The 25887-nt window shown below is 70.1% G+C and carries 28 protein-coding genes and 4 tRNA genes; 9 read left to right on the forward strand and 23 right to left on the reverse strand.

Annotated features, from left to right (window positions below; translation table 11 throughout):
* Positions 1–46: 46 nt before the first annotated feature.
* The 6 genes from ACIBUY_RS12235 to ACIBUY_RS12260 form a co-directional block, all read right to left on the reverse strand.
* Positions 47–739 carry a hypothetical protein gene (locus ACIBUY_RS12235; RefSeq protein WP_365578008.1) on the reverse strand — a complete coding sequence of 231 codons (693 nt, stop codon included), beginning with the start codon at positions 737–739 and terminating at the stop codon, positions 47–49.
* Between the two features lie 126 nt (positions 740–865).
* Positions 866–1597 (reverse strand): 50S ribosomal protein L1, encoded by a 732-nt coding sequence (gene rplA / locus ACIBUY_RS12240; RefSeq protein WP_255976253.1) that lies wholly within the window; start codon positions 1595–1597, stop codon positions 866–868.
* A 77-nt stretch (positions 1598–1674) separates the two neighbouring features.
* A complete protein-coding gene (gene rplK / locus ACIBUY_RS12245; protein ID WP_016645192.1) occupies positions 1675–2109 on the reverse strand; it encodes a 50S ribosomal protein L11 in 435 nt (144 codons plus the stop codon).
* Positions 2110–2306: 197 nt separating this feature from the next.
* Positions 2307–3170: a transcription termination/antitermination protein NusG gene (gene nusG / locus ACIBUY_RS12250; RefSeq protein WP_399152501.1), complete on the reverse strand. Its 864-nt coding sequence runs from the start codon at positions 3168–3170 to the stop codon at positions 2307–2309.
* An 80-nt stretch (positions 3171–3250) separates the two neighbouring features.
* Positions 3251–3538, reverse strand: a complete 288-nt coding sequence (gene secE / locus ACIBUY_RS12255; RefSeq protein WP_365578003.1) for a preprotein translocase subunit SecE — start codon at positions 3536–3538, stop codon at positions 3251–3253.
* A gap of 108 nt (positions 3539–3646) precedes the next feature.
* Positions 3647–3719: transfer RNA gene (locus tag ACIBUY_RS12260), tRNA-Trp, on the reverse strand.
* Between the two features lie 214 nt (positions 3720–3933).
* On the opposite strand from ACIBUY_RS12260, the gene ACIBUY_RS12265 reads away from it, so the two are divergent.
* Positions 3934–5181: a pyridoxal phosphate-dependent aminotransferase gene (locus ACIBUY_RS12265; RefSeq protein ID WP_365578001.1), complete on the forward strand. Its 1248-nt coding sequence runs from the start codon at positions 3934–3936 to the stop codon at positions 5179–5181.
* Between the two features lie 122 nt (positions 5182–5303).
* Positions 5304–6326, forward strand: a complete 1023-nt coding sequence (locus tag ACIBUY_RS12270; RefSeq protein WP_399152502.1) for an adenosine deaminase — start codon at positions 5304–5306, stop codon at positions 6324–6326.
* 16 nt (positions 6327–6342) lie between these two features.
* Here ACIBUY_RS12270 and ACIBUY_RS12275 read toward each other — a convergent pair whose 3' ends face one another.
* On the reverse strand, positions 6343–6960 hold the full coding sequence (locus ACIBUY_RS12275; RefSeq protein ID WP_365577997.1) for a helix-turn-helix domain-containing protein: 618 nt from the start codon (positions 6958–6960) through the stop codon (positions 6343–6345).
* 141 nt (positions 6961–7101) lie between these two features.
* On the opposite strand from ACIBUY_RS12275, the gene ACIBUY_RS12280 reads away from it, so the two are divergent.
* On the forward strand, positions 7102–7734 hold the full coding sequence (locus ACIBUY_RS12280) for an NAD(P)-dependent oxidoreductase (protein WP_399152503.1): 633 nt from the start codon (positions 7102–7104) through the stop codon (positions 7732–7734).
* Here ACIBUY_RS12280 and ACIBUY_RS12285 read toward each other — a convergent pair.
* The 10 genes from ACIBUY_RS12285 to ACIBUY_RS12330 form a co-directional block, all read right to left on the reverse strand.
* Positions 7731–9122: a tetratricopeptide repeat protein gene (locus ACIBUY_RS12285; protein WP_399152504.1), complete on the reverse strand. Its 1392-nt coding sequence runs from the start codon at positions 9120–9122 to the stop codon at positions 7731–7733. The genes ACIBUY_RS12280 and ACIBUY_RS12285 overlap by 4 nt on opposite strands.
* Before the next feature lie 91 nt (positions 9123–9213).
* Positions 9214–10269 carry a UDP-N-acetylmuramate dehydrogenase gene (locus ACIBUY_RS12290; RefSeq protein WP_399152505.1) on the reverse strand — a complete coding sequence of 352 codons (1056 nt, stop codon included), beginning with the start codon at positions 10267–10269 and terminating at the stop codon, positions 9214–9216.
* 86 nt (positions 10270–10355) lie between these two features.
* Entirely contained in the window at positions 10356–10736 is a 381-nt protein-coding gene (locus ACIBUY_RS12295) for a DUF3291 domain-containing protein (protein WP_399152506.1), read from the reverse strand.
* Positions 10737–10865: 129 nt separating this feature from the next.
* Positions 10866–12308, reverse strand: coding sequence for a DHA2 family efflux MFS transporter permease subunit (locus tag ACIBUY_RS12300; RefSeq protein WP_399152507.1), 1443 nt, complete (start codon positions 12306–12308; stop codon positions 10866–10868).
* Between the two features lie 220 nt (positions 12309–12528).
* Positions 12529–13083: a TetR/AcrR family transcriptional regulator gene (locus tag ACIBUY_RS12305; protein ID WP_365577985.1), complete on the reverse strand. Its 555-nt coding sequence runs from the start codon at positions 13081–13083 to the stop codon at positions 12529–12531.
* 125 nt (positions 13084–13208) lie between these two features.
* Positions 13209–13637: a MaoC family dehydratase gene (locus tag ACIBUY_RS12310; protein WP_365577983.1), complete on the reverse strand. Its 429-nt coding sequence runs from the start codon at positions 13635–13637 to the stop codon at positions 13209–13211.
* A 5-nt stretch (positions 13638–13642) separates the two neighbouring features.
* Positions 13643–14095, reverse strand: a complete 453-nt coding sequence (locus ACIBUY_RS12315; protein WP_365577981.1) for a MaoC family dehydratase N-terminal domain-containing protein — start codon at positions 14093–14095, stop codon at positions 13643–13645.
* 124 nt (positions 14096–14219) lie between these two features.
* Positions 14220–14384 (reverse strand): 50S ribosomal protein L33, encoded by a 165-nt coding sequence (gene rpmG, locus ACIBUY_RS12320; RefSeq protein ID WP_004571794.1) that lies wholly within the window; start codon positions 14382–14384, stop codon positions 14220–14222.
* A gap of 91 nt (positions 14385–14475) precedes the next feature.
* Positions 14476–14548, reverse strand: a tRNA-Met gene (locus tag ACIBUY_RS12325).
* A 34-nt stretch (positions 14549–14582) separates the two neighbouring features.
* Positions 14583–14655, reverse strand: a tRNA-Thr gene (locus ACIBUY_RS12330).
* Between the two features lie 177 nt (positions 14656–14832).
* Here ACIBUY_RS12330 and ACIBUY_RS12335 point away from each other — a divergent pair.
* The gene (locus ACIBUY_RS12335) at positions 14833–16095 is read left to right on the forward strand and encodes an amidohydrolase family protein (RefSeq protein WP_399152508.1); all 1263 of its coding nucleotides are present in this window, start codon (positions 14833–14835) and stop codon (positions 16093–16095) included.
* Positions 16096–16352: 257 nt separating this feature from the next.
* Here ACIBUY_RS12335 and ACIBUY_RS12340 read toward each other — a convergent pair whose 3' ends face one another.
* Positions 16353–17507: a hypothetical protein gene (locus ACIBUY_RS12340; protein WP_399152509.1), complete on the reverse strand. Its 1155-nt coding sequence runs from the start codon at positions 17505–17507 to the stop codon at positions 16353–16355.
* A gap of 43 nt (positions 17508–17550) precedes the next feature.
* Between ACIBUY_RS12340 and ACIBUY_RS12345 the strand changes: the two genes are divergently transcribed.
* A complete protein-coding gene (locus ACIBUY_RS12345) occupies positions 17551–18207 on the forward strand; it encodes an SDR family oxidoreductase (RefSeq protein WP_365577975.1) in 657 nt (218 codons plus the stop codon).
* 128 nt (positions 18208–18335) lie between these two features.
* On the opposite strand, the gene ACIBUY_RS12350 is transcribed toward ACIBUY_RS12345, so the two are convergent.
* Positions 18336–18566 (reverse strand): hypothetical protein, encoded by a 231-nt coding sequence (locus ACIBUY_RS12350; protein WP_365577973.1) that lies wholly within the window; start codon positions 18564–18566, stop codon positions 18336–18338.
* A gap of 107 nt (positions 18567–18673) precedes the next feature.
* Entirely contained in the window at positions 18674–20215 is a 1542-nt protein-coding gene (locus ACIBUY_RS12355) for an MFS transporter (protein WP_365577971.1), read from the reverse strand.
* A 229-nt stretch (positions 20216–20444) separates the two neighbouring features.
* Here ACIBUY_RS12355 and ACIBUY_RS12360 point away from each other — a divergent pair, with 229 nt between their 5' ends.
* Positions 20445–21203: a TetR/AcrR family transcriptional regulator C-terminal domain-containing protein gene (locus tag ACIBUY_RS12360; protein ID WP_365577969.1), complete on the forward strand. Its 759-nt coding sequence runs from the start codon at positions 20445–20447 to the stop codon at positions 21201–21203.
* 157 nt (positions 21204–21360) lie between these two features.
* Here the strand turns inward: ACIBUY_RS12360 and ACIBUY_RS12365 are convergent, their stop codons facing one another.
* Entirely contained in the window at positions 21361–22233 is an 873-nt protein-coding gene (locus tag ACIBUY_RS12365; RefSeq protein WP_365577967.1) for a winged helix-turn-helix transcriptional regulator, read from the reverse strand.
* A gap of 129 nt (positions 22234–22362) precedes the next feature.
* On the opposite strand from ACIBUY_RS12365, the gene ACIBUY_RS12370 reads away from it, so the two are divergent.
* Together ACIBUY_RS12370 and ACIBUY_RS12375 are read left to right on the forward strand one after the other, a co-directional pair.
* Positions 22363–23661: an MFS transporter gene (locus ACIBUY_RS12370; protein ID WP_399152510.1), complete on the forward strand. Its 1299-nt coding sequence runs from the start codon at positions 22363–22365 to the stop codon at positions 23659–23661.
* 107 nt (positions 23662–23768) lie between these two features.
* On the forward strand, positions 23769–24635 hold the full coding sequence (locus ACIBUY_RS12375) for a tetratricopeptide repeat protein (protein WP_399152511.1): 867 nt from the start codon (positions 23769–23771) through the stop codon (positions 24633–24635).
* 53 nt (positions 24636–24688) lie between these two features.
* On the opposite strand, the gene ACIBUY_RS12380 is transcribed toward ACIBUY_RS12375, so the two are convergent.
* Positions 24689–24770, reverse strand: a tRNA-Tyr gene (locus tag ACIBUY_RS12380).
* Positions 24771–25035: 265 nt separating this feature from the next.
* Here ACIBUY_RS12380 and ACIBUY_RS12385 point away from each other — a divergent pair.
* Positions 25036–25524 (forward strand): YajQ family cyclic di-GMP-binding protein, encoded by a 489-nt coding sequence (locus tag ACIBUY_RS12385; protein WP_353944155.1) that lies wholly within the window; start codon positions 25036–25038, stop codon positions 25522–25524.
* A gap of 76 nt (positions 25525–25600) precedes the next feature.
* On the opposite strand, the gene ACIBUY_RS12390 is transcribed toward ACIBUY_RS12385, so the two are convergent.
* Positions 25601–25873 carry a GlsB/YeaQ/YmgE family stress response membrane protein gene (locus ACIBUY_RS12390; protein ID WP_365577961.1) on the reverse strand — a complete coding sequence of 91 codons (273 nt, stop codon included), beginning with the start codon at positions 25871–25873 and terminating at the stop codon, positions 25601–25603.
* Between the last annotated feature and the right edge of the window lie 14 nt (positions 25874–25887).

A 25887-nucleotide genomic window follows, 5' to 3' on the forward strand; every position in this document is an offset into this window, starting at 1 on the left:
TGTACTCCGCACGATATCGGACCCCTCGGACAACGGACCCGGGGATTTAGCGGTCCTCCGTCACGGCGTCGAAGTCGACGGTGTCGCGCGCGGGCGGGCGCTCGGCCGCGGCCCGGGCCCCGTAGTCGCGGTAGTGAACGGTGCTAGTGAAGTCGCCGGCGCTCTGCGTGCGCCGCACCAGGAGGTGCCGTGCGTCGATCCAGACGTCGATGCGCTGCTTGCCGGAGGTACCGCGGTAGTGGGTGGTGCGGGTGGAGCCGACGGTCTCCTCGCCCACCCGGTGGACGTCCCCGGCCGCCGCGAGCTCCTCGAGGGAGGCGGCGGGGGTGAGGTCGGCGTCCTCGTCGTACGGATGACGGATCCAGTGCCTGCCCTTCTGGCGTGCGGCGAAGGCATCGGTCATCCGCGTGTAGTACGCGTCCGGGAGATAGCGCGTCTGGGACGGGTCGCCGCCCCACGCGCGCGTGGACGCGGCCAGTTCACCACCGGTCACGCGCACGGTGAGCGTGCCCTCGATGCCGTCGGCCCAGCTGAGGGTGCCGGCGCTGCGCGAGGCGAGCTTCTTGCCGGTGTCCATCGTCGCCTCGATGCGGGCCGAACCCGCCGCGGCGACCTTCTGCCGAGCCGTGCGCAGCGCGTCCACGGCCGCCCGGTCCCTGTGGTCATCCGGCTGTCCCCCGCAGGCCGCGAGCAGCCCGCACGCGGCCGCGACGCCCAGGACCCGTCGTACGTACGCCATCCGCTCCCCCGGTCGCTCCCCCGCGACGCTAGCGCAGCCCCGGCCCCTGCCGGAGCGGAAAAGAGGAACGGGCCCCGCACCTCGGAAGGTGCGGGGCCCGTCGCCGACTTCAGCGAGCTATGCAGCTCAGACCGCGGCCGGGTCCTCCTCGACGAGGAGGTTGCGGGTGCGGTTCGAGTCGACCGGAATGCCGGGGCCCATCGTGGTGCTGATGGCGGCCTTCTTGATGTAGCGGCCCTTGGCGGCCGACGGCTTCAGACGAAGGATCTCGTCCAGGGCCGCGCCGTAGTTCTCCACCAGCTTGGTGTCGTCGAAGGACGCCTTGCCGATGATGAAGTGCAGGTTCGAGTGCTTGTCGACGCGGAACTCGATCTTGCCGCCCTTGATCTCGTTCACGGCCTTGGCCACGTCCGGGGTCACGGTGCCGGTCTTCGGGTTCGGCATCAGGCCACGGGGACCGAGCACGCGGCCGAGGCGGCCGACCTTGCCCATGAGGTCCGGGGTGGCGACAACGGCGTCGAACTCGTTCAGGCGGTTGCCCTTGGAGATCTCGTCGATGAGCTCGTCGGAGCCGACGATGTCGGCGCCGGCGGCCTCCGCGGCCGCAGCACGGTCACCGGTCGCGAAGACCAGGACCCGGGCGGTCTTGCCGGTGCCGTGCGGAAGGTTCACGGTGCCACGGACCATCTGGTCGGCCTTGCGCGGGTCAACGCCCAGGCGGAAGGCGACCTCGACGGTGCCGTCGAACTTCGACGTGGAGGTCTCCTTGGCGAGACGGACGGCCTCGAGCGGGGCGTAGAGCTTGTCCGCTTCGATCTTGGCGTCCGCAGCGCGGAGAGACTTGCTGCGCTTGCTCACTGCTTCTCCTGTGTGTTCTGAGGAGTCGTGGTCCGGGCCGAGCAGGCCCTTCCACGGATGTACCTACGAGTTGGTGGTCAGCCCTCGACCGTGATGCCCATGGAGCGGGCGGTGCCAGCGATGATCTTGGACGCGGCGTCCAGGTCGTTGGCGTTGAGGTCGGGCATCTTGGTCGTGGCGATCTCGCGGACCTGCGCCTCGGTGATCTTGGCGACCTTGGTCTTGTGCGGCTCGCCCGAGCCCTTCTCGACACCAGCGGCCTTGAGGATCATCTTCGCGGCCGGCGGGGTCTTGGTGATGAAGGTGAAGGAGCGGTCTTCGTAGACCGTGATCTCCACCGGGATGACCCAACCGCGCTGCGACTCGGTCGCGGCGTTGTAGGCCTTGCAGAACTCCATGATGTTGACGCCGTGCTGGCCCAGCGCGGGGCCGACCGGCGGAGCCGGGTTGGCGGCGCCGGCCTGGATCTGGAGCTTGATGAGCCCCGTGACCTTCTTCTTCTTGGGAGGCATGTGCTCTCTCTCCGGGTCTTAGTGAGAGTGTTCAGCCGCCATCACTGTGAATGATCGTCCGGATCATCCGGATGGAGGCATACCGCACAACGATAACGGGTATCCATGCGCGGCTAAAAACCGAGCAGGTCAGACAGGCTTTTGAGAGCCCATCTGACCTGTTCGGAAGCGGTGTGCCCTGAAGCTGCTAGTACGTACTAGTTCTTCTGGATCTGGTCGAAGCTGAGCTCGACCGGGGTCTCGCGACCGAAGATCTCGACGAGGCCCTTGACCTTCTTCGAGTCGGCGTTGATCTCGTTGATCGTGGCCTGCAGCGTCGCGAACGGGCCGTCGGTGACGGTGACCGAGTCGCCGACCTCGAAGTCCAGGACCTCGACGGTGACCTTGCGGGCCGGAGCCGGCTTGCCCTCGGCCTCGGCGGCCTCGCGAGCGGCCTTCTCCTCGGCCTCCGGGGCGAGCATCTTGACGATCTCGTCCAGGGTCAGCGGGTACGGGTCGTAGGCGTTGCCCACGAAGCCGGTGACGCCAGGAGTGTTGCGGACGACGCCCCAGGACTCGTTCGTCAGATCCATGCGGACGAGAACGTAACCGGGCAGCTTGTTCTGCCGGACGTTCTTGCGCTCGCCGTTCTTGATCTGGACGATCTCTTCCTCGGGGACCTCGGCCTGGTAGATGAAGTCCTCGACGTTCAGCGAGACGGCACGCTGCTCCAGGTTCGCCTTCACGCGCTTCTCGTAGCCCGCGTAGGTGTGGATCACGTACCACTCGCCGGGCAGGCCGCGCAGCTCGTCGCGCAGGGCCGTGACGGGGTCGACCTGCTCCTGGACGGCTTCCTCGGCCTCGATCTCGGCCTCGACGGCCTCGTCCTCGGCGTCCTCGGCGTCGTCGTTGCCACCGTCGGCCTCGACCTCGAGAGCGGCTTCCTCGGCGGGCTCACCGGCGGCGATGTCGGCAGCCTCGGCCTGGTCCGGGTCCTCGGCATCCGCCGCCTCGACGATGTCGAGCTGGTCCTCCACGGACTCCGCCGACTCGATGGCGTCGTTCAGGTTCGGGTCAGACACGGTGGCTGCTTCTTCCTGGATACATAGGGGTGGAACGCGCGAAAGGGGCGCCGGTGAGGGCGCCCTCCGCTTTCGGCGGTTTAGCCGAAGACGTACTTGATGAGATGGCTGAAGCCATAGTCAATCACGGTCACCAGACCGATCATGATGACGACGAACACGATCACCACGGTGGTGTACGTCGAAAGCTGATTGCGAGTCGGCCAGACGACCTTGCGGAGCTCCGCGACGATCTGGCGGTAGAAGAGTGCGAGGCGGCCGAAGGGACCCTTCTTGCCGCGCTTGCCGCCCTTGCGGGCCTTCTTCTTGGACTCCGGCGCCTCATCCTGGGCATCAGGCATGTCGATGGAGCCCACGGCGTCCGTCACGCGTCCTCACCTGATTCCGGGTCGTGGCCGTGCCGCGCCCGGTATGAGCCGCACGGCGGTGCATTGCAGTACGTACATGCGCACACATCCTGGCGAAGGTGTGTGTAGCAGGGCCGGAGGGACTTGAACCCCCAACCGCTGGTTTTGGAGACCAGTGCTCTACCAATTGAGCTACGACCCTTTGTTTCCCCCAACGTACCGCATCCGCCCGGACGCACGGAGTGCGATGAGTGGGAGCGGCCGGTGAAGGCCAACGAGCAGTGAGTGTACGTGCTCTGCGGCGCCCCGTCGAACGAATGGCGACGGGAAGTGGATCAACAGCGGGATCAACAGTGGATCCGATGGTCTTGGAAACCCGTGTGCCGGGCGGGTTTCCGGTCTGGAACGATGGGGTTATGAGCGCTGCAACTCCTTCTCCGTCCGCTGGTTCGTCCCCCACCGAGCGCCGGGTCTCCGCGCGCATCGGCTCCATCTCCGAGTCGGCGACCCTCGCCGTCGACGCCAAGGCCAAGGCCCTCAAGGCCGCCGGGCGTCCGGTGATCGGCTTCGGTGCCGGTGAGCCCGACTTCCCGACGCCCGACTACGTGGTCGAGGCGGCCATCGAGGCCTGCAAGAACCCGAAGTTCCACCGCTACACGCCGGCCGGCGGTCTGCCCGAGCTGAAGTCCGCGATCGCCGCGAAGACGCTGCGCGACTCCGGTTACGAGGTCGACGCCTCGCAGGTCCTGGTGACCAACGGCGGCAAGCAGGCCATCTACGAGGCGTTCGCCGCGATCCTCGACCCGGGCGACGAGGTCATCGTCCCGGCGCCGTACTGGACGACGTACCCGGAGTCGATCCGTCTCGCGGGCGGTGTCCCGGTGGACGTCGTGGCCGACGAGACGACCGGATACCGCGTCTCCGTCGAGCAGTTGGAGGCCGCGCGCACGGAGCGCACGAAGGTCGTGCTGTTCGTCTCGCCGTCGAACCCGACGGGCGCCGTGTACAGCGAGGCCGACGCCGAGGCGATCGGCCGCTGGGCCGTGGAGCACGGTCTGTGGGTCATGACGGACGAGATCTACGAGCACCTCGTCTACGGGGACGCCACGTTCACGTCGCTGCCCGCGATCCTTCCGGAGCTGCGCGACAAGTGCATCGTGGTCAACGGTGTCGCGAAGACGTACGCGATGACCGGCTGGCGCGTGGGGTGGATCATCGGCCCGAAGGACGTCGTGAAGGCGGCGACGAACCTGCAGTCGCACGCCACGTCGAACGTCTCGAACGTGGCGCAGGCCGCCGCTCTCGCCGCCGTGTCCGGCGATCTGACCGCCGTGGAGAAGATGCGCGAGGCCTTCGACCGGCGTCGTCAGACGATCGTGCGGATGCTGAACGAGATCGACGGCGTCGTCTGCCCGGAGCCCGAGGGTGCCTTCTACGCGTACCCCTCGGTGAAGGGGCTGCTCGGCAAGGAGATCCGCGGCAAGCGGCCGCAGGACTCCGTCGAGCTGGCGGCGCTCATCCTGGAGGAGGCCGAGGTCGCCGTGGTTCCGGGCGAGGCCTTCGGTACGCCGGGGTACCTGCGCCTCTCGTACGCGCTGGGTGACGAGGACCTCGTCGAGGGTGTCTCGCGCATCCAGAAGCTGCTGGCCGAGGCGCGCGACTGAGTCGCGAGCACTGCGTGAACGGGCCGCCTCCTTAAGGAGGCGGCCCGTTTCTTCGTTCGGGCGGTGTCCCGATGGTGGAAAGGCGCTACCGGGACTGCGGGTGCGTACGGCAGGATCTTGGGATGGAGCGTGTAGCACGTGATGTACGTCAGTTGCCGAAGGCCCATCTGCATCTGCATTTCACCGGGTCGATGCGGCCCACGACCCTGCTCGAGCTCGCCGACAAGTACGGCGTGCGGCTGCCGGAGGCGTTGACCAGCGCGGAGCCGCCGAAGCTGCGGGCCACGGACGAGCGCGGGTGGTTCCGGTTCCAGCGGCTCTACGATGCGGCGCGTTCCTGCCTGCGGGAGCCCGAGGACATTCGGCGCCTGGTGCGCGAGGCCGCCGAGGAGGACATCGCCGACGGGTCCGGGTGGCTGGAGATCCAGGTCGATCCGACGTCGTACGCGCCGAGGCTGGGCGGGCTGATCCCGGCCCTGGAGATCATCCTCGACGCCGTCGACAGCGCTTCGCGCGAGACCGGGCTCGGGATGCGGGTGCTCGTCGCCGCGAACCGGATGAAGCACCCGCTGGACGCCCGTACGCTGGCGCGGCTCGCGGTGCGGTACGCGGACCGGGGCATCGTCGGGTTCGGGCTCTCGAACGACGAACGGCGGGGCATGGCGCGGGACTTCGACCGGGCCTTCGCCATCGCGCGGGAGGGCGGTCTCCTCGCGGCGCCGCACGGGGGCGAGCTGACCGGGCCCTCTTCGGTGCGGGACTGCCTCGACGACCTGGGCGCCGGGCGGATCGGGCACGGGGTGCGGGCCGCCGAGGACCCGCGCCTGCTCAAGCGGCTCGCGGACAAGGGCGTGACCTGCGAGGTGTGCCCGGCCTCGAACGTCGCGCTCGGCGTGTACGAGAAGCCCGAGGACGTGCCGCTGCGCACGCTCTTCGAGGCCGGGGTGCCGATGGCGCTGGGCGCCGACGACCCGCTCCTGTTCGGTTCGCGCCTGGCCGCCCAGTACGACATCGCCCGCCGTCACCACGGCTTCTCCGACGCCGAACTGGCCGAGCTGGCCCGGCAGTCGGTACGGGGCTCCGCGGCGCCCGTGGACGTCAAGGAGAAGCTGCTGAGCGGGGTCGAGGAGTGGCTGGCGGCCTGAGCCGCTCCGGCCCGCTCTAGGCGATCCCCCTGAGCAGGGTGCGGGCGATGCCCGCCGCGAACTCGTCCAGCGACTGCGGTGGTTTGCGGTCCGGGGACATCTCGTAGGCGAAGGCGCGCTGGGCGCAGGCGCCCAGGAGGAGGGAGGCGGCCGCATACGTGTCGGCTTCGGCGCTGATGCGGCCCGCCTGCTGCTCGGCGCTCAAGTAGGCGTCGAGTCCCTGGATCGGCTTGTGCGGCCCGGTGCCCAGTTCGCGCATGACCTCTTCGTGGCGGAGCTTGAGCTGGGGCTCCGCATACAGGGACGCGGCCATCGGGAACGTCTGCTCGTAGAAGAGCGCTGCTTCGTGGGCGATGTCGGTGAGGTTCTCCTCGACCGTACGGTCCGTGTTCCCCACGGCCTCCGTAAGGAGGCGGCCCAGGAGCGAACCCAGTCTCGGGAGGCGCTCGTTGAGCACCGTCACGAAGAGCTCCTCCTTGTTGGCGAAGTACTTGTAGAGCGCTGCTTCGGAACAGCCGGCCGCCTTGGCGATCTGCTTGGTCGTGGTGCGGGCGAGACCGATGTTCAGCATCAGGTCGTGGGCCGCGTCGACGATGCGGACACGGGCCGGCTTCAGGTCCGACTTCTGGTCCATGGGGTCTCCAACCAAGCTTGACGTGAGGTGAGTACTCACTCACTCTAAGGGTGAACAGGGGTGAGTGAATACTCACCCACTGCTTCTCTCGCACACTCTCTTCTCTCGCTCACTCTCTTCGCGCGCACCTGGAGGTACGCCATGAAGCTCACGGTTTTCGGTGCGACCGGCGGCATCGGACAGGAGATCGTCAAACAGGCCCTGGCGGCCGGGCACGAGGTCACCGCGGTGGTGCGGGACCCGGCCGCGTTCACCGTGACCGGTGAGCGCCTCGAGGTGTTCCGGGGCGATCTGTCGGACCCCGCCTCGCTGCGCCCCGCGGTCGCCGGCCGTGACGCGGTGCTGTCCGGGCTCGGGGCCCGCAAGAAGGCCGACGCGGGGATCACGACCCGGTTGACGCGCAGCGTCCTGCGGGCCATGGAGGCGGAGGGCACGCGCCGGCTGCTCGTGGTGAGCGCGGGCCCGGTCGGCCCGCAGCCCGCGGACTCGCCGCTCCTCGACCGCGCCATGTACGGGATGATCACCCGCATCCTGAAGGACGTGTACGTCGATCTGGCCGCCATGGAGGCCGAGTTGGCGGCCAGCGCGACGGACTGGACGTCGGTACGCCCGCCCCGCCTCCAGGACAAGCCGCTGACCGGCTCGTACCGGCAGGTCGTGGGCGGCTTCCCGCGCTCGGGCCGCTTCATCGCCCGCGCGGACGTGGCCCACGCGATGCTGGCCATGATCGACGACGCGGGGACGGTGAAGCAGGGGGTGGGGGTGGCGTACTAGGCCGCGCCCCGCTCGGTGGGCCTGAGGGTGGCCCGGCGCAGTTCGCGGGTGAGCCGGGCCAGGGCCGCACGGTCGTCGGAACCGGTGATCCGGGTGATCACCGTGCCCACGCTGCCCTTGTCGAGCCAGGTGCACATGCCCTGCGTGCCCGAGCCGGTGCGCAGACTCGTGCACTCCGCCCGGCCGCCGAGCGGCCCCGGGTCGATGCTCCAGAAGTCCACCGTCCCCTCGCCCAGGCCGTCCTCCGCGGCGAGGAACAAGTCGTCGGGATCTTCGGCGTGCAGGTCACCCGTCGCCCCTACAAGGGTGATCGAGTCGCCGGAATCCTCGTCCCTGTAGAGGCCCGAGAACGGATGGGCTCCTGGCGGCAGCGTGGTCTCCTCCATGGAGGACTCCAAGTAGTCGCCCAAGGGGTCGTCCTGACTCAGCTGCATCCCGTGGAAGGACCGCGGAACGGACGCCTCGTAGTGCGGATACGCGGTGCTCCGCGCATGGCCCCAGGCGGCCGAGCCGCCCGCCGACGCCACCAGGATCAGTGCCGCGCCCGCCGCCATCAGCTTCTGCCGAGGACTCACTCCCGGAATCTCCGGTGCGCCCGGCGCGGGCTCGCGGTGCTCGACCGGCAGCCCGGCCTGCGCCCGGCGGCGCGCCCGGCGCAGCAGCATCTGTTCGTGCCGTACGGGGGCGGTCAGCAGGAGGACGGCGAGCAGGGTCCACGACGGAAGCTCCAGCGCGGTCACCGTGAGCAGCAGCGCGGAGACCGCCACGGCCAGGAGCAGAGCCGTCAGGTACGGGCTGCGCACCACCACGCGCGCGGGTGCCGCCACTGGCCGGGCCAGCTCGGCCAGCGTCGCGGCACGCACGGCCAGGCGCCGGTCGTACGGCCACGCCGCAGCGGCCTCGGCGGCTGCTTCGGCGGCAGCGCTCGCGGTGACCCCCGGCGCCAGCGCGGTACGGACGTCATGGCGCTGCACCCGGGCCTCGGAGGGCGGCTTGGGCCCGGGGCCGGAGCCGGCCTGCCGCGCCTGCGGCGAGTCCGGGGCGAGCTCTCTCAGCCGGTCCGCCGCCTTACGGCCGCGTGCCACACGCCCCGGCTGTTCCATCACGTCACCGGCGAGTCCGAACTCGGCGTACGCGGCGAGCAGGTCCAGATCGTCCGGGAAGGCCTCGAGCCCGGCCCGGTAGGCGCGCTCCGCGGCGCTGTCGTGGTCGTCCTCGTCCTCCGCCGCGTGGGCGCGGCCCAGGACCGCGTAGAGCCCCGCGTGCGGCCCGTGCTCGTCGAGGCCCGTCCGCGCCTCGGCGCGCGCCTGCCCCAACTCCCCGGCGCGCAGCAGCACTTGGGCACGCTCGTATGCGGGCAGCACGGACTGCCCGTCGTTCTCCTGCATGTGTGGTTCCCACCCCTGATGTGCACGTCGATCGTCTCGACGCCGCCACTATCAGGGGCGAAACCCCCTGCGGTCAATGAGAAATTGCAGCTCAGAGACTTACGCCGACGGTCACCGGCTCATTGACCAGGGTGACGCCGAAGGCCTCGCGGACCCCCGCGACGACCTCGCGGGCGAGCGCGAGCAGGTCCTCCGTCGTGGCCTCGCCGCGGTTGGTGAGGGCGAGGGTGTGCTTGGTGGAGATGCGGGCCGGGCCCGTGCCGTACCCCTTGGTGAAGCCCGCCTTGTCGATGAGCCAGGCCGCGGAGGTCTTCGTCAGCCCCTCCCCCGCCGGGAACGCGGGCGCCTGCACGTCGGGGCCCATGCGCTCGGCCACGCGCGCGTGGAAGGCCGAGAACTCCGCCTCCGTGAGGATCGGGTTGGTGAAGAACGACCCCGCCGACCACGTGTCGTGGTCTTCCGGGTCGAGCACCATGCCCTTGCCCGCGCGCAGCTTCAGGACGGTCTCGCGCGCCGCCGCGGCGGGCACGCGGTCGCCCGCCTCGACACCCAGGGCGCGGGCCGTCTCGGCGTACTTGATCGGCGCGCTCAGCCCACCGGCGTCCTCGAGCTCGAAGCGCACGCGCAGCACTACGTAGCGATCGGGTTCGGCCTTGAAGCGGCTGTGGCGGTACGAGAAGGCGCACTCGGCGTTCGGGATCGCGACCGTCTCACCGGCCGTGCGGTCGTACGCGATCACCTCGGTGATCGTGGAGGAGACCTCCTGGCCGTACGCCCCCACGTTCTGGATCGGCGTCGCGCCGGCGGAGCCGGGGATTCCGGCGAGGCACTCGATGCCCGCGAGACCGGCCTCCACGGTGCGCCCGACGGCGCCCGTCCACACCTCACCGGCCGCCAACTCCAGCTTCGTACCGTCGAGTTCGAAGCCCTTGGTGGCGATGCGCAGGGCGGTGCCCGCGAAGCCCTTGTCGCCGATCACGAGGTTGCTGCCGCCACCGATGATCAGCAGCGGCGTGCCGGCGGCGTCGGCCGCGCGCACCGCGTCGACCACCTCTGCGTCGGTCGTCGCGGTGAGCAGCCGGGTGGCGGGGCCGCCGAGCCGGAAGGTGGTCAGGGGGGCGAGGGGGGCGTCGTGGAGTTCCTGCACGCGCACCAGGGTACGAGAACGGCCCCGCCGCTCGGGCGGGGCCGTTCTCGTAGCGGGTGTCGGCGACGGGGTGACCGTGGCGGGCGTCATACGAAGCGCCGCATGACGTCCTTCCAGTCGAGGGGCAGCTCGTCGGTCGTCGTCTTCCAGGTGAGGAACTCCGCGTCCTTCATCTGTCCGCGCAGGCTCGCCGCGATCGGCCCGTGCGGCGCGGACGCCGCGAAGTCCTTGAGGGCCCGGGGCGACTCCCAGACGGAGAGCGTCCAGAAGGTGCGCCGGAAGGGCTTGGCCTTCAAGGTGGCGCCGTACGCGCCGGGGGCCCTGCCCACCTGGCGCCAGATCGTGGGCGTACGGAGGAAGAACTTCAGGGCGCCCCACAGGGTGCGGGTCTCGAAGCGGGAGGCGAAGACGGTGGCCTCCGCGCGCGTGGGCGGGATGTTCGGGGTGGTCCAGGGCAGGGTCGGCATGACGTGCTCCCTTGGTGTCCGAGTCCGGGTACGGGTACGGGTCCGATTTCGTGTCTGCGTCTGTGTCCGCGTCCGGTGCCTGTGCTGCGTCTGCACCTACGCCCGTGCCCGTGTGCGTATCCGCAGGTGTCAGACGCTCTCCAGGACCGGGGCGGGCTCGGAGTCGGTGTCCCGGACCACGGTCGCGGTGCGGCCCTTCCCCGGGATGAACAGCGCGGCCGCGCCGCCCACGGCGACCACCGCGGCGCCCACCCACAGCGCGGGCTCGATGCCGTTCACGAAGTGCTGTGCGCTGTCGTAGCCGCCCTGCGCCGAGAAGATCGACGACATGACGGCGATGCCGAGCGCGCCGCCGACCTCGCGCAGGGCGTTGTTGGAGCCGGAGGCGATGCCCTGTTCCTCGGGCCTGACGCTGGACATGACCAGGTTGGAGGCCGGGGCGAAGTACAGGGCCATGCCGATGCCGCTGACGATCAGGGCCGGCAGCTGGGCCGCGTACGAGACGTCGGCGGAGATCACGGTGGCGAACCAGCCGAGCCCGATCGCCTGCAGGAACAGGCCGGTGGCGGCGATCGTGCGGCCGCTGATCCGGTCGGACAGATATCCGGCGATCGGCGCGACGATCATCGGCATGCCGGTCCAGGGCAGCATCCTGAGGCCCGCCTCGGTGGGCGAGTAGCCGAGTACGCCCTGCAGGAACTGGCTGAGCAGGAAGATCGAGCCGAACATCCCGAGGAACATCAGCAGGCTCGCGGCGTTGACCCCGGCGAAGGCGCGGGAGCGGAAGAGGCGCATGGGGAGCATGGGGTTCTTGCTGCGGATGCCGTGGTAAACGAATCCGGCGAGCAGCGCCGTACCGGCGAACAGTCCGGTCAGCACGACGGCGTCGGTCCAGCCGACGATGGGCGCGCGGACCAGGCCGTACACGATCCCGAAGAGGCCGCCGCTGGCGAGCAGGGTGCCGGTGATGTCGAGCGGGGCTCCGGTGCCGCGGGACTCCTTGAGGCGCAGCCGGGCGAGCGGCAGCAGGAGGAGGCCGACAGGGACGTTCAGCCAGAAGATCCAGTGCCAGGAGACGTGCTCGGTGAGGGTGCCGCCGATGAGGGGTCCGGAGGCGACCGCGAGTCCGTTGGCAGCACCCCAGATGCCGAACGCCATGCCGCGCTTGGCTGCCGGGACGGCGGCGCTGAGCAGGGTGAGCGTCAGGGGCATCATGATCGCGCCGCCGACGCCCTGCACCGCGCGGGCGGCGATCAGGGCGCCGATCCCGGTGGACATGGCCGCGGCGGCCGAGGCCCCGGTGAAGATCGTGATGCCGACCAGGAAGAGGCGCCTGCGCCCGAAGCGGTCGCCGAGCGCCGCACCGAACATCAGCAGGACGGCGAAGGTGAGCGTGTAGGCGCTGACCGTCCACTCGAGGTCGTCGAGGGCGCCGCCGAGGTCCTGGCGGATGGACGGCAGGGCGGTGGTGACGACGAGGTTGTCGAGGGCCGCCATGAATCCGGCGATGCTGGTGATGACGAGGGCCCAGACGGCGCTCCCGCGCCCGGATGTTGCTGTCGGCTGTGACATTGCTTCCCCTTGAGATCCCTGAGGTTAGTTATTGATGACTAACTTTTGCGGGGACAAAAGTGCGCACCCCCGTGCCACATGCATGGCGCTTACCGATTACCGGTTACTACTGCTTGCTACGTGCTGCTGTTCAGCAGTTGTTGCGCTCTCGCCCTCGTTGCCACTTGCAGCTACTCGTTGCTACTTGCGGCCACTCGGTGCCACTTGCGGCCACTCGTCGCTACTCGAACAGCTGCGGCTTGAAGCAGCCGGCCCACACCCGGTGACCGGGCGGGAATCCCAACGACACCAGGACGTTGATCAGCATCCCGTCGGCGAGGAAGCCGGTCGTCTGCTCGACGTCCGCCCCCATCGCCAGCAGGACCGCGTCGTACATCTCCATCCACAGGCGCCGGATCTCTTCGCCGAACTCCGCTTCCCCGGACGCTTCCGCGGCGGCCACCGCCACGTAGATCTGCATCTGCATGAGCAGCATGTCGGGCTCGTCCGCGATCAGCGACAAGTAGGCGCCGCCGAGGGCCTCTTCGACCTTGGCGCCCTCCAGCCCCTCGGCCGCCTTCCGGAACACCTCGGTGGTGCGCTCGCAGCAGTGCCGGGCCGCCGCGAGGAAGATGGCCTGCTTGCCCGGGAAGAGCCGGAACAGGTACGGCTGCGAGACACCCACCCGCTTGGCGATCGCCTCGGTGGACGTGCCCCGGTAGCCGCCGCGGGCGAATTCGATCATCGCCGCACGAATGACGCTCTCGCGTCGCTCCTCCGCACTCATCCTGACCATGCGAGTAAGTTAGTGGCCAATCACTACCTAAGTCAACCCCCACTGTGAGCAGAGACACGGTAAGGGGCGCCCTCCCAGGAGGACGCCCCTTACTCACAGCTACATAGACGGCGGTCGAGCCGCGGTCAGACCAGCTGAACGACAGCGCGCGACATCCCGAGCACCTTCTGGCCGGCACTCATGGCGACCAGGTCGACCCGGACGCGGTGGTCGTCGAGCTTGACCGCGACCTTGGCGGAGACCTCGATCTCGGCGCCCTTGTCGTCGTTCGGGACGACGACCGGCTTGGTGAAGCGCACGCCGTACTCGACGACGGCGGCCGGGTCGCCGGTCCAGTCGGTGACGACGCGGATCGCCTCGGCCATGGTGAACATGCCGTGCGCGATCACGTCCGGCAGACCGACCTCGACCGCGAACTTCTCGTTCCAGTGGATCGGGTTGAAGTCCCCGGAGGCACCCGCGTACTGCACGAGCGTGGCGCGCGTCACAGAGAAAGTCTGCGGCGGCAGCTCGGTGCCGACCTCGACCTCGTCGTACTTGATGGTCGTCGCCATGGCGATCAGGCCTCCTCTGCGGCGCGCGAGACGAGCTTCGTCCAGGCGGTCACGACGTGCTCGCCGGCCTCGTCGTGGACCTCGCCGCGGACGTCGATGATGTCGTTGCCCGCAAGGGACTTGATGGCCTCGATCGTCGAGGTGACGCTCAGCCGGTCGCCCGCGTGCACGGGGCGCGTGTAGGCGAACTTCTGGTCGCCGTGCACGACGCGGCTGTAGTCGAGCCCGAGCTCCGGGTCGTGGACGACGTCACCGGCGGCCTTGAACGTGATCGCGAACACAAAGGTCGGCGGGGCGATCACATCGGGGTGGCCGAGCGCCCGGGCGGCCTCGCGGTCGGCGTAGGCGGGGTTCGCGTCGCCCACCGCCTCGGCGAACTCGCGGATCTTCTCCAGGCCGACCTCGTACGGGGCGGTGGGCGGGTAGGTCCGCCCCACGAAGGACTGGTCGAGCGCCATGGACTCGGCACCTCCTGGGTGTGAGAACGAGGTGGTTGAACAGGGTTGAACAGGGTGGTGAACAAGGCCGGCCAACGACACGAGGCCGCCCCCTGACGGGGACGGCCTCGTGTACGAGCCTTGTTTATCGCGTCTCGCGGTGCGCGGTGTGCGCATTGCAACGCGGGCAGTGCTTCTTCATCTCCAGACGATCCGGGTCGTTACGCCGGTTCTTCTTGGTGATGTAGTTCCGCTCCTTGCACTCCACGCAGGCCAGCGTGATCTTCGGGCGGACGTCGGTGGCAGCCACGTGAGTGCTCCTTGACGAACGGATGGGACAGGGTTGAACGCATAAAAGAGTAGCCGATCGAAGGACCGACCCCACAATCGGCTACTGTCAGTAGCGGTGACCGGACTTGAACCGGTGACACAGCGATTATGAGCCGCTTGCTCTACCGACTGAGCTACACCGCTGTGATGCTCACGCTGCGAACGACGTGTGCACCAGAGCCCCAATGCGGAATCGAACCGCAGACCTTCTCCTTACCATGGAGACGCTCTACCGACTGAGCTATTGGGGCGAGCGATGAAGACATTACACGGTTGCCCGCCGATCGCCCAAATCCGTTTCGGGCAGGCGGCACAGCCGCCACACGGACCCCATCTGTACGACTATTTCGGCGTTCCCCGAAGCTCCCTCGTCGCCGCCCTAGGCTCGACCCACCCTGCGTGATCTTGCCCGAGCCCTCAGGAGCGCGATGCCCGACAGCCCACCGCAGCAGCCCCCCTCCCCCGGCTCACCCGAGGACCTGCCCGACGGCTCCGGCCTGCTGCTGTGCGGCGCCCGGTTGACCGACGGCAGGACCGTGGACGTGCGGCTCGGTGGCGGGCGCATCGAGGCGGTCGGCACGGCCGGCAGCCTCACCGCGGCCGGCTCGCGCGTGGACCTCTCCGGCCACCTTCTGCTGCCCGCCCCCGCGGAACCGCACGCGCACGGCGACTCGGCCCTGTCCGCGGACAGCGAGGGGCCCGTCTCGTACGACGCGGAGGACGTCCAGCGTCGGGCCACCGAGTCGGCTCTGCTGCAACTCGGGCACGGGGCCACCGCGTTGCGCTCCCATGTGCGGATCGGCGACATGGAGGGCCTCGATTCCATGGAGGCCGCCTTGAAGGCGCGGCGTTCGCTGATGGGGCTCGCGGATCTGCGGACGGTGGCGATGCCTCGGCTGCTGACCGGGCTCGCCGGTGCGAACGGGCTCGCGATGCTGCGGGACGCGGTGAAGATGGGCGCCTCCGTAGTAGGCGGTTGCCCCGACCTGGATCCCGATCCAACTGGCTACGTAGAGGCGGTGCTTGAGGTCGCCGCCGAGCACGGCTGTCCGGTCGATCTGCACACGGACGGGACGGACCCGGCGCGGCTCGGGCGGCTCGCGGCCGCTGCGGGCGGGCTGCGTTCCGGGGTCACGCTGGGGCCGCTGGGCGGGCTCGCGCGGGTGCCCGGTGAGGCGGCCCGGCGGGTCGCGGACGCGCTCGCGGCGGCCGGGGTGACGGTCGTGTGCCTCCCGCAGGGCGGATGCGCGGGCGTGGACGGCCGCGGGGTCGCCCCCGTGCGGCTGCTGCGGGCGGCCGGGGTACGGGTGGCCGCGGGCAGCGGGGCGCTGCGGGACGTGGCCAATCCGGTGGGCCGGGGCGATCCGCTGGAGGCCGCCTACCTGCTGGCGTCGCAGTACGGGATGCGGGCCGAGGACGCGTACGCGGCGGTCAGTTCGGGGGCCAGGGCCGCGCTCGGGCTGCCGGAGGTGCGTCTGGAGGCGGGGTTTCCCGCGGAGTTGCTCGCGGTGCGGGGTGAACGCCTCGCGGGGGCGCTGTCGCTCGCGTACAGCCGGATCGTCGTGCACCGGGGGCGCGTGGTGGCGCGGACCAGTGCGGTGCGCGAGTACTGCGACTCGGCGGCGGCGGTGGCGCTCGACCTGCCGCGGCAGGGGCGGGCCGCCAAGTACGGGGGCGGCAACCCGGCTTGAGGGGCAGCCCCACTCGGGGAGCTGCGGGATGCGTGTGAGGTGAGCACGCGCGCGTAGCGGCGTATGAGCTGCCACGCGCGCGTGCCTCAGGGACTCGGAGACACGGAGACACGGAGACTCGGAGACTCGGAGACTCGGAGACTCAGAGGGTTCAAAGACTCACGGAGCTCAAAGGGATCAGAGGCCCAGAGAGCTCAGAGGGCCCAGAGGGCTCAGAGGGCTCAGAGGGCTCAGAGGGCTCAGAGGGCCCAGCGAGCTCAGAAGTCCTCGTCCATCGAGTCGAAGGACTCCGAGCCGCCGGTGGCGCCCAGGCCGAACAGGCTGCCCGCCAGGAGGGCGTCCGCCGGGATCTCCTTGGCGCCGGACGGGGCCGTGATGTCGGAGGCCTCGCCGAAGTTCAGGTACAGCGGGGCCTTTACGCCCTTGGCGTCGTCCGCGAGCGTGGCGACGTCCATGGAGACGCGGGTCAGGGCGCCGTCCTTGATGGCGAAGTCGACGGCGACCTTCTTGTTCGGGGCGTCCTTCAGGTCCTTCGCCGTGGGCAGTTCGGCGCCGTCGGGCAGCTCGTCGGCGAGCGGGCGCAGCTTGTCGACCATGTCCGTCAGGAGCGTGCGGAAGGGCGCCGTGGCGGTGGCGTGGTCGGTGCCGTCCTTGCTGCCCTTGTCCGCGAAGGTGACGTTGTGCTGGAGAGCGCCGCGCACCGCCTTCATGATCTTCTTCTGGGTGGCGGAGTCCAGGGCCTCGTCCGAAGAGCCCTTGGACGGCGTCTTCTTGTCGCCCTTCGCGTTCTTCTCGAGGTCCTTGGTCAGGTCGTCGGTCTTGAACTTGACCCACTTGCCGTCGATGACGGTCCTGGCCAGCTCGCCGTCCTTGCCGGGCGGCAGCTCGTCGGCGGTGGGCGCCGGGAAGCCCGCGAGGTCGGAGAAGGCGTCGAGGTTCATGCGGTAGTAGGCGTAGTCGCCGACCATCCGGTACTCGGCGACGACCCCGTCGGGCCCGGTGAACTTCAGGCCCGCGCCGACGATGTCCTTCGAGCCGGAGTCGGCGAGCGGCTTCTTGGAGCGTACGGAGAAGGTGATCCGGGACTTCGTGAGCGCCTTGGCCATCTCGGGCGGCAGGCTCTCGCCGTCGGACTCACCGGCGAGCTTCGTCAGGGCGGCGGGCGTCGCGTCGACGCCCAACTCCACGGACAGGGACGTGCGTTCGCCGAGCTTGTCGGCGGCCCGGTCGATCTTCTGGGCCGCGGTGAGGTTCTCCACGGTGCCGCAGGCGGCGGTCGTGGCGAGCAGCAGGGCCGTGCAGCCCGCGGCGGTGAGGGTGGTGTTACGTATGACGCTGATGACTGGCTCCCGATGAGGTCCGCGGGCCGGAAATATGCCGCGGTAGTGGTGTGACCCACGAGGGCCCCGCATGGTTGCGCGGTCAACCGTCACCGGCGGGCGTACGGTCGAAGGCATGCGCATTGTCATCGCTGGGGGTCATGGTCAGATCGCGCTGCGGCTCGAGCGGCTGCTGTCGGCGCGCGGGGACGAGGTGGCGGGGATCATCCGCAGAGCGGAGCAGGGCGACGACCTGCGGGCCGCGGGCGCGGAGCCGGTCCTGTGCGACCTGGAGGCCGCCTCCCTGGAGGAGGTCGCGGCCAAGCTGCAGGGCGCGGACGCGGCCGTCTTCGCGGCGGGCGCGGGCCCGGGCAGCGGCGCGGACCGCAAGGACACCGTGGACCGGGACGCGGCCGTGCTGTTCGCGGACGCGGCGGAGCGGGCCGGGGTGCGCCGGTACGTCGTCGTGTCGTCGATGGGCGCGGACGCCGCGCACGCGGGCGACGACATCTTCGACGTGTACCTGCGGGCCAAGGGCGCGGCCGACGACGACGTACGCCGCCGCACGGGCCTCGACTGGACGGTGCTGCGGCCCGGTTCGCTGACGAACGACGCGGGCACCGGGCTCGTGCGGCTCGAGGCGTCCACCGGGCGCGGGGCCGTGTCCCGGGACGACGTGGCCGCGGTCCTGGCCGAGCTGCTCGAGACGCCCGCGACGGCCGGTCTGACGCTCGAGCTGGTCTCCGGGTCGACGCCGGTGACGGTGGCTGTGAAGTCGGTCGCCGGGAACTGATCCGCCCCGGTCCGGCTCGACCCGGCCCGGCCCGGCCCGGGGCAGTCCCGGGCCACGAGATCGCGTACCTCCAGGAACGCGTATCTCCAGAAACGTACGCGCCTCCAGGAACGTACGTACGAACGTGCTCAGAACAGCGGCAGTTGACCCGGCACGTGCGGGACCACGTATCCGTCGAGCGCGTCCTGCACCGCGCCGAGCTGGGCCGTCCGGCGGGATCCCGGGCAGGAGACCAGTTCGCCCGCGGCGCGGGCGCCGGGGGGATCGTGGCGGGCGAACCGGCCCCCGACGACGGCGATCTCGCGGCGGCACTCGGGGCAGCGTCGGCGGCGGGACACGGAAGAAGAAGCGGTCGGCATGGACTCAGTCTGCGTCGTGTTCGGTGCAGGCACCTGCTGAAACCCCCTCAGGAAGGTTCCTGAGGGGGTTTCCTGGTGCGGGGTCAGGCAGTCGGGCAGGCAGTTGATCAGGCGGCGATCTCCATGTCCTCGGCCTGCTCGGCGGTCGCCGGGGCGGGGGTCTCCTTGCCGCCGCGGATCAGGCAGAAGGCGACGAGCGCGGCGCCGACGACCCCGGCCGCACCGGCCAGGAAGCTGGCGGACATCGCGGTGGTGAAGGCCTCCTTCGCGGCGGCGGCAAGCCCGGAGTCGGCCCTGGCCGCGGCCATGACCAGCGCCTCGGAGACCGAGTGGCGGGCCGGCGCCGGGGCCGAGCCGGGCATCGCCCCGGTGTAGCTGTGGGAGAGGACCGCGCCGAGGACCGCGACGCCGAGGGCGGCGCCGGCCTGCTGGATGGTGTCGTTGAGGGCGGAGCCGACTCCGGCGTGCTCGGCGGGGACCGCGCCCATCAGGGCGGCGATCGTGGCCGGCATCGCGAGACCGGCACCGGCGCCCATGAGGGTCATGGCGGCGGCGAGCGTCCAGAACCCGGCGTCGGGCGAGATGTTGGACAGGACCGCGAACCCGGCGGCGATGACCAGGAGGCCGGTGACGGCGAGGGCACGGTTGCCGACCTTCTTGGCGAGCGCGGCGCCGATCCCGTTGAAGAGCAGCGAGCCGATGGCCAGCGGGGTGAACGCGAGGCCGGTCTCGGAGGGCGTGTACCCCATCACGTACTGCAGGTACTGGGTGAGGACCAGCATCAGGCCGCCGTTGGCGAAGGTCAGCAGGACGAGCGAGAAGCTGGCGCCGGTGAAGACGCGGTTGCGGAACAGGGCGAGCGGCACCATCGGGGAGTCGGTGCGCAGCTCCCAGGCGACGAAGGCCGCGATGGAGGCGACGGCGACGATCAGCGAGACGAGGGTGCCGGTGTGGCTCAGGCCGCCCTTGGGGAACTCGTTGATGGTCCACACGAGCGCGGTCATGCCGATGACGGAGAGGATCATGCCGATCGGGTCGGCCTTGCGCCAGGGGCCCTTGGACTCGGGCATCAGGATCATCGCGGCGACGATGGCGAGCGCGGCGATCGGGATGTTGATCAGGAAGACCGAGCCCCACCAGAAGTGCGCGATCAGCGCGCCGCCGAGGACCGGACCGCCGACGAGACCGACCATCGCGACGGCGCTCCAGGCGCCGATGGCCTTGGGCCGCTCGTCCTCGTCGAAGACGGTGATGAGGATGGAGAGCGTGCTCGGCATGATCAGCGCGCCGCCGACGCCCATCAGGACGCGGGCCGCGATCAGCTGTCCGGGACTGCTCGCGACGGTCGCCACCAGGGACGCGGCTCCGAAGAGCGCGAGCCCGATGATCATCACCTTCCGGCGGCCGAAGCGGTCGGAGAGGCTGCCCGAGGTGAGCAGCAGTCCGGCGAAGACGAGCATGTACGACTCGAGGATCCACTGCACGTCCTGGGCGCTCGCCGTGAGGTCCTCGGCGATGGGCGGGACGGCGACGGTGAGCACCATGTTGTCGATGACCAGCACCAGGGTGCTGAGGCAGAGCACGATCAGGATCAGCCAGCGACGCGGGTTGCGTGCCCCTTCGGTCGCCTGCACTGTCGCCGTTTCCATCTGAACCCCTCCGAAAGGTCTCCCCGGGAACCCCGTACGGCGTTCCCAACACCGCACACTGTACGGACACCGAACACTGTGCGCAAGAGTCCGCACGCTGTACGGTCGATACGTACGATGTGCGTCGAACGCGATACGCTCGGGCGGCGGGTGACGAGGTCACGAGGTCCGAGGTCACAAGGCCAGGAGGCCAGAAGGCCACGAGCGTGAGGAAGGGAGCCGGATTTCCATGGCAGCCAAGGGAGCCGGGGGTACCGAGGGGCAGGGACTGCCGTCGGTGTGGACGCGCACCGACCGCAGGCGGCGCGAGCAGCCGGCGCTGAGCCGGGACCAGATCGTCACGGAGGCCGTGCGGCTCCTGGACGAGGAGGGCCTGGAGGCCCTGAGCATGCGCAAGCTCGGTACGCGCCTGAACGCGGGCGCGACCTCCCTCTACACGCACGTCTCCAACAAGGACGAGCTGATCGAGCTGGTCGTCGACGCGATCTTCGCCGAGGCGGAGGTTCCGGTCCTGGCGGAGGGCGGTGACTGGCGGGCCGCGCTGACCGCGTGCGCGCAGAGCCTGCGCACGGTGATCGTGCGCCACCCGTGGACGGCGTCCGTCTTCGGCCAGGTGGGCCTCTCCTATCTCGGGCCCAACATGATGCAGGTCTTCGAGGACATGCTCGCTCTCTTCGAGACCGCAGGATTCACGCTGGAGGAGGGCGACTACGCCTCGAGCACGGTCTACTCGTTCGTCCTCGGCATGGCCACCAGCGAGGCGGCCTGGTTGTCGCTGGTCGCGCGCAGCGGCAAGTCCGAGCAGGAGTGGGTCGAGCAGCTGCTGCCCGCCGCCGAGCGCGCCGTACAGAGCTACCCGCGGTACAAGCAGCGCTTCGAGGCCCAGAAGGACGCGGCGGCGGACGGCGTCCGCGGGGACAAGTTCCTGGACGGCCTCGACTGTCTGATGGACGGGCTCGAGGTGCGGCGGGGGCGGCGCGGGAAGTAGCGGGAACGCACGGCCCCTTCGGGAACGTACGCCCCCCCTTTCAGGAGCGGATGTGCGACCCCTTCAGGAGCGGATGCGCGACCCCTTCAGGAGCGGATGTGCGACCCCTTCGGGAGCGGATGTGCGGCCGCTTCAGGAACGTACGACCGCGGATCCTTCAGGAACGTACGGCCTCGAGCGCCTCGCGCACCGCGCCCGGGATGTCCGTGACCGGGAAACGGGCCTGGCGCACCACCCGGTCACGGTCCACGACCAGCACGGCCCGCTTGAGGCGCAGCGCCTGCCCCGCACGGAACACCGGCAGGCGCAGGGCGGCGGCCAGGCGCAGGTCGACGTCGGAGAGCAGGGTGAAGGGGATGCCCTCCTCGACGGCGAACACCCGCTGCTCGTCCGGGCGTTGAGTGCTCACGCCGCGCACCTCGGCGCCCGCGGCGCGGAACTCGTCGTACGCGTCCCGGAACAGGCGGTTCTCCAGGGTGCAGCCGACGGTGCCGGGAATGTTCGCCCAGCCGTCCGGCAGCGGGCTCGGGCGACCGGTCGCGGGGTAGCAGAACAGGACGGTGGCCGCGGCATCGCCGGCCACCGGGTCCAGTGACTCGCCGTCGCGGTGGCCCGGCAGCTCGAGGCGCGGCAGCCGCTCCCCCACCAGGCCGGCCACCCGCCGGGCCTGCTCGCTCTCCTCGTCGGCCGTTCCGCTGAGCGAGCCGTCGCCGAAGACCCAGCGGTCCGCCCAGTCCTGCATCGACAGCAGGACGGGCAGCAGTCCGCGGCCGCTGTCCGTGAGCCGGTACTCGTAGCGGACGGGACCGCTCTGGTACGGCACCTTCTCCAGGACCTCCGCCTCCACGAGGTGCGCGAGGCGCTCGGTGAGCACCTTGCGGGAGATCCCCAACTCCTGCTGGAGCGCGTCGAATCGGTGGTGCCCGCGGGCGGTCTCGCGGACCAGGAGCAGGCTCCACCAGTCGCCGACCACGGCGGCGGCCTGCGCGATCGCACAGGCGGCGTCCCGCTCGGGCACCGACCTCACCATGACTCCCTGCCCTCTCGTCCCTACGGCATTTGATCGTCGGAACCATCTTGCGCCTTCGGGTCAGTTTCGGATAGGAACTTACTCGGATCTCAAGTGAGTTCCCAAAAGAGACCCACCGGGGGGCATCATATGGCCGAGACTGAGGCAGTCCCTGACCTCGGACGGCGGCGCACTGCCGACGGTTCAGACGGCTCACGCGACTCACGCGACTCACGCGACTCGGACGGCTCGGGCGCAGGCGTCTTCTGGCGCTACTGGGCCGCCGCCACCGTCAGCAACGCGGGCAGCGCCGTCACCACGCTGGCCCTGCCGCTGGTCGCCCTCACAGTGCTGCACGTCAGCGCCTTCGAGGCCGCTCTGCTCGCTGCCGCGGGGCAGATCTCCTGGTTGCTGCTCAGCCTCCCGGCCGGGGTGGTCGCCCAGCGCGTCCCGCTGCGCAGGCTCCAGGTCGCGCTCGATCTCGTACGGTTCGTCGCGCTCGGGTCGCTCCCCCTGGCCTGGTGGCTCGACCGGCTCACCTACCCGCATCTCCTGCTGGCGGCGCTGGTCACGGGCGCGGCGACGGTGCTGTTCGACATCGGCAACTCGACGTTCCTGCCCGCCGTCGTGCCCGGCGGGCAACTCGCGGCGCGCAACAGCCTGATGTCCGGCACGCACGCCGTCACCGAGACCGGCGGGCCCTCCCTGGGCGGCCTCCTCGTCGGGGCGACGGGCCCGGTGGGCGCGCTGGTCGTCGACGCGGGCAGCTACCTGGCCTCCGCCGTGCTGCTGCGCACCCTGCCCGAGCGGCGCCCCGCCGCACCCACGGGAGACGGCGCGCTGCGGCTGATCCGCGAGGGCCTGCGGTACGTGCTGCGGCATCCGGTGATGCGGCCCTGCATGTTCTGGGCGACCGCCGCGAACTTCCTCAACGCGGCCCTGATCGCCCTCACCCCGCTCTATCTGGTCCGCGAGGCCGGCCTGAACTCCGTACAACTCGGTCTGGTCCTCGCCATGGACGGCGTCGGCGCGCTCGCCGGGTCCGCCGTCGCGGTCCGGGTCACGCGCCGCTTCGGCACCGCGTGGGGCATCATCGGGGCCGACCTGGCGGGCGGCACGCTGATGCTCCTCGCGCCGCTGACCACGTCCGCGGGCGACGCGTACTGGTTCGCCCTGGCCAACGCGGGCTTCGCCTTCGGCAGCGTCATCGGCTCGATCACCACGCGCACCTACCGCCAGACGCAGTCCCCGCCACAGCTCCTGTCCCGGGTCATGGCCACGGTCCGCTTCGTCTCCTGGGGCGCCCTCCCGCTCGGCGCACTCACCGCGGGCCTGCTCGCCACGTACGCCGGGACGCACGCGGCCCTGTGGACGGTGTGCGCGGCGGCGCTGCTGCCGGGGGTCTATCTGTTCCTGAGCCCGGTGGGGCGACGGCGGGATCTGGCCTGACGGGAGGATCCCCAGGTCAGGGAAGCCGGTGGCCGGTGGCCGGTGGCCGGTGAGCCTGCCGGTGCGCGTGCGACACTCCTCGCCTGCCGATGGGAGGGGCAAGACGCATGGAGAAGGCCGAGGCCAAGGCCGTATTGAAGCAGGCCCGGGAGGCATGGGACGCGGAGGACTGGTTGCGCTCCGCCCAGCTGTACGAGCAGGTCCTCGCGCACTTTCCGGACGAAGAGCCCAGCGCGGCTTGGTGGTACGACGCGGCCCTCGCCTACAAGTTCCTGCGGGACTGGGCGAAGGCCCACGAGCTGGGCCGGGAAGCCGCCGCGCGTTCGCCCCGGGGCGAGCAGGACCCAGCGTTCTGGAACCTGGGCGTCGCAGCCACCATCCAGCGGGACTGGGTCACCGCTCGCGACGCCTGGGAGGGCTTCGGGATCACCTTGCCCGGGGGCGAGGGAGAGATCAACGGCGCCTTCGGGACGGCGTGCGTGCGGCTGCACACGGACGGAGAGCGGGAAGTCGTGTGGATCGAGCGGCTCTGTCCGACGCGTGGGCGGGTGATGAACGTGCCCGCGACCAAGGGCCGCCGGTTCGGCGAGATCGTCGTGCACGACGGGGAGCCGACGGGCGAGCGGACGTTCAATGGCCAAACGTTCGCGGTCTTCGACGAGCTGCTGCTCTTCGAGGCCTCGCCGCTGCCGACGTTGCACGTCACCGTGAACGCTCCGGAAGCGTCCGATGTGGACGCCTTGGTGGCCTCCTTCTTCGCGCAGGACTTCGGCGCCGAGCCGGCCAGTGGTTTCCACGTGCTCTGCTCCTGCTGCAGCGAGGGCACGGTCGACTGGGGCGAGGTCAGTACGCCGACACACGGCGGATCGCAGCAGATCTGGCTCGCCGCTCCCGAGCAGCAGGCTCGGCAACTGCTCGACGCGTGGGCCGCGGACGGCGGGCGCACCTGGAGTGGTCTGGAGCCGACGGGCTGACCCCGGACACGACGAAGCCCCCTCCGGAATCCGGAGGGGGCTTCTCCCAAGTGTGGCGGCGCCAGGATTCGAACCTGGGAAGGCTGAGCCGGCAGATTTACAGTCTGCTCCCTTTGGCCGCTCGGGCACACCGCCTTGGGTTTGCTGCCTCGGGCTCCGCTGTTCGGCGGTGCTCGCTGGCAACGACGTAAACAATACCCGATGCACAGGGGTGCTTCGCCACCCGATTGATCGACGGTCGGGCCCGGGGCGGTGGCTAGGCTTTGCACGCGGCGCAACGCTCCGGTGCGCGCCCGACCAGACCCGACCAGAACCCGATCGGGCCGCCTGATCCCCTTCCGGACCCCGGTCCGGACCCCGATCAGTCCCCGACAGTCCCCGATACAAGGAGCCACAGGACATGGCCGACTCCAGTTTCGACATCGTCTCGAAGGTCGAGCGGCAGGAGGTCGACAACGCCCTCAACCAGGCCGCCAAGGAAATCTCGCAGCGCTACGACTTCAAGAACGTCGGCGCCTCCATCTCCTGGTCCGGCGAGAAGATCCTGATGGAGGCCAACTCCGAGGAGCGCGTCAAGGCCATCCTCGACGTCTTCCAGTCCAAGCTGATCAAGCGGGGCATCTCGCTGAAGTCGCTGGACGCCGGTGAGCCGCAGCTGTCCGGCAAGGAGTACAAGATCTTCGCCTCCATCGAGGAGGGCATCTCCCAGGAGAACGCCAAGAAGGTGGCGAAGATCATCCGCGACGAGGGCCCCAAGGGCGTCAAGGCGCAGGTGCAGGGCGAGGAGCTGCGCGTCAGCTCCAAGAGCCGTGACGACCTGCAGGCCATCATCGCCCTCCTCAAGGGCAAGGACTTCGACTTCGCGCTGCAGTTCGTGAACTACCGGTAGGGATAGGGGTAGTTGTACGCGTGCGAAGGGGCGGCACCCGGTCCGGGTGCCGCCCCTTCTTGCTGCCGGCTGCGGCTCAGCGGCGGCTGCGGGAGTCGCCGAAGAAGACGCGGTAGACGATCAGGAGCACCAGCGCGCCGCCGATCGCGGAGACCCAGGTCGCCGTGTCGTAGAAGTCCTTGGTGATCGGGCGGTCGAGCCAGCGCGACGATATCCAGCCGCCGATGAAGGCCCCCGCGATGCCGATGAACGTGGTGCCGATCAGGCCGCCCGGGTCGCGGCCCGGGAGCAGGAACTTGGCGATGGCACCGGCGAGCAGGCCGAGGATGATCCAGCTGATGACGCCCATGCCGTGTTCTGCCC

Origin of the sequence: Streptomyces sp. NPDC050085, from assembly GCF_044460595.1 — a bacterium.
GTDB lineage: Bacteria > Actinomycetota > Actinomycetes > Streptomycetales > Streptomycetaceae > Streptomyces.

Excerpts from the sequence above, each read along its gene's own strand:
- ACIBUY_RS12370 (WP_399152510.1), top strand. The coding sequence starts at position 22,363 with ATGGCCGAGACTGAGGCAGTCCCTGACCTCGGACGGCGGCGCACTGCC.
- ACIBUY_RS12295 (WP_399152506.1), bottom strand. The coding sequence starts at position 10,736 with ATGCCGACCCTGCCCTGGACCACCCCGAACATCCCGCCCACGCGCGCG.
- ACIBUY_RS12310 (WP_365577983.1), bottom strand. The coding sequence starts at position 13,637 with ATGGCGACGACCATCAAGTACGACGAGGTCGAGGTCGGCACCGAGCTG.
- ACIBUY_RS12350 (WP_365577973.1), bottom strand. The coding sequence starts at position 18,566 with ATGCCGACCGCTTCTTCTTCCGTGTCCCGCCGCCGACGCTGCCCCGAG.
- ACIBUY_RS12385 (WP_353944155.1), top strand. The coding sequence starts at position 25,036 with ATGGCCGACTCCAGTTTCGACATCGTCTCGAAGGTCGAGCGGCAGGAG.
- ACIBUY_RS12335 (WP_399152508.1), top strand. The coding sequence starts at position 14,833 with ATGCCCGACAGCCCACCGCAGCAGCCCCCCTCCCCCGGCTCACCCGAG.
- ACIBUY_RS12365 (WP_365577967.1), bottom strand. The coding sequence starts at position 22,233 with ATGGTGAGGTCGGTGCCCGAGCGGGACGCCGCCTGTGCGATCGCGCAG.
- ACIBUY_RS12355 (WP_365577971.1), bottom strand. The coding sequence starts at position 20,215 with ATGGAAACGGCGACAGTGCAGGCGACCGAAGGGGCACGCAACCCGCGT.
- ACIBUY_RS12265 (WP_365578001.1), top strand. The coding sequence starts at position 3,934 with ATGAGCGCTGCAACTCCTTCTCCGTCCGCTGGTTCGTCCCCCACCGAG.
- ACIBUY_RS12275 (WP_365577997.1), bottom strand. The coding sequence starts at position 6,960 with ATGGACCAGAAGTCGGACCTGAAGCCGGCCCGTGTCCGCATCGTCGAC.
- ACIBUY_RS12235 (WP_365578008.1), bottom strand. The coding sequence starts at position 739 with ATGGCGTACGTACGACGGGTCCTGGGCGTCGCGGCCGCGTGCGGGCTG.
- ACIBUY_RS12390 (WP_365577961.1), bottom strand. The coding sequence starts at position 25,873 with ATGGGCGTCATCAGCTGGATCATCCTCGGCCTGCTCGCCGGTGCCATC.
- ACIBUY_RS12360 (WP_365577969.1), top strand. The coding sequence starts at position 20,445 with ATGGCAGCCAAGGGAGCCGGGGGTACCGAGGGGCAGGGACTGCCGTCG.
- rplK (WP_016645192.1), bottom strand. The coding sequence starts at position 2,109 with ATGCCTCCCAAGAAGAAGAAGGTCACGGGGCTCATCAAGCTCCAGATC.
- ACIBUY_RS12285 (WP_399152504.1), bottom strand. The coding sequence starts at position 9,122 with ATGCAGGAGAACGACGGGCAGTCCGTGCTGCCCGCATACGAGCGTGCC.
- ACIBUY_RS12280 (WP_399152503.1), top strand. The coding sequence starts at position 7,102 with ATGAAGCTCACGGTTTTCGGTGCGACCGGCGGCATCGGACAGGAGATC.
- ACIBUY_RS12270 (WP_399152502.1), top strand. The coding sequence starts at position 5,304 with ATGGAGCGTGTAGCACGTGATGTACGTCAGTTGCCGAAGGCCCATCTG.
- ACIBUY_RS12305 (WP_365577985.1), bottom strand. The coding sequence starts at position 13,083 with ATGGTCAGGATGAGTGCGGAGGAGCGACGCGAGAGCGTCATTCGTGCG.
- ACIBUY_RS12345 (WP_365577975.1), top strand. The coding sequence starts at position 17,551 with ATGCGCATTGTCATCGCTGGGGGTCATGGTCAGATCGCGCTGCGGCTC.
- ACIBUY_RS12300 (WP_399152507.1), bottom strand. The coding sequence starts at position 12,308 with ATGTCACAGCCGACAGCAACATCCGGGCGCGGGAGCGCCGTCTGGGCC.
- ACIBUY_RS12315 (WP_365577981.1), bottom strand. The coding sequence starts at position 14,095 with ATGGCGCTCGACCAGTCCTTCGTGGGGCGGACCTACCCGCCCACCGCC.
- ACIBUY_RS12340 (WP_399152509.1), bottom strand. The coding sequence starts at position 17,507 with ATGCGGGGCCCTCGTGGGTCACACCACTACCGCGGCATATTTCCGGCC.
- ACIBUY_RS12375 (WP_399152511.1), top strand. The coding sequence starts at position 23,769 with ATGGAGAAGGCCGAGGCCAAGGCCGTATTGAAGCAGGCCCGGGAGGCA.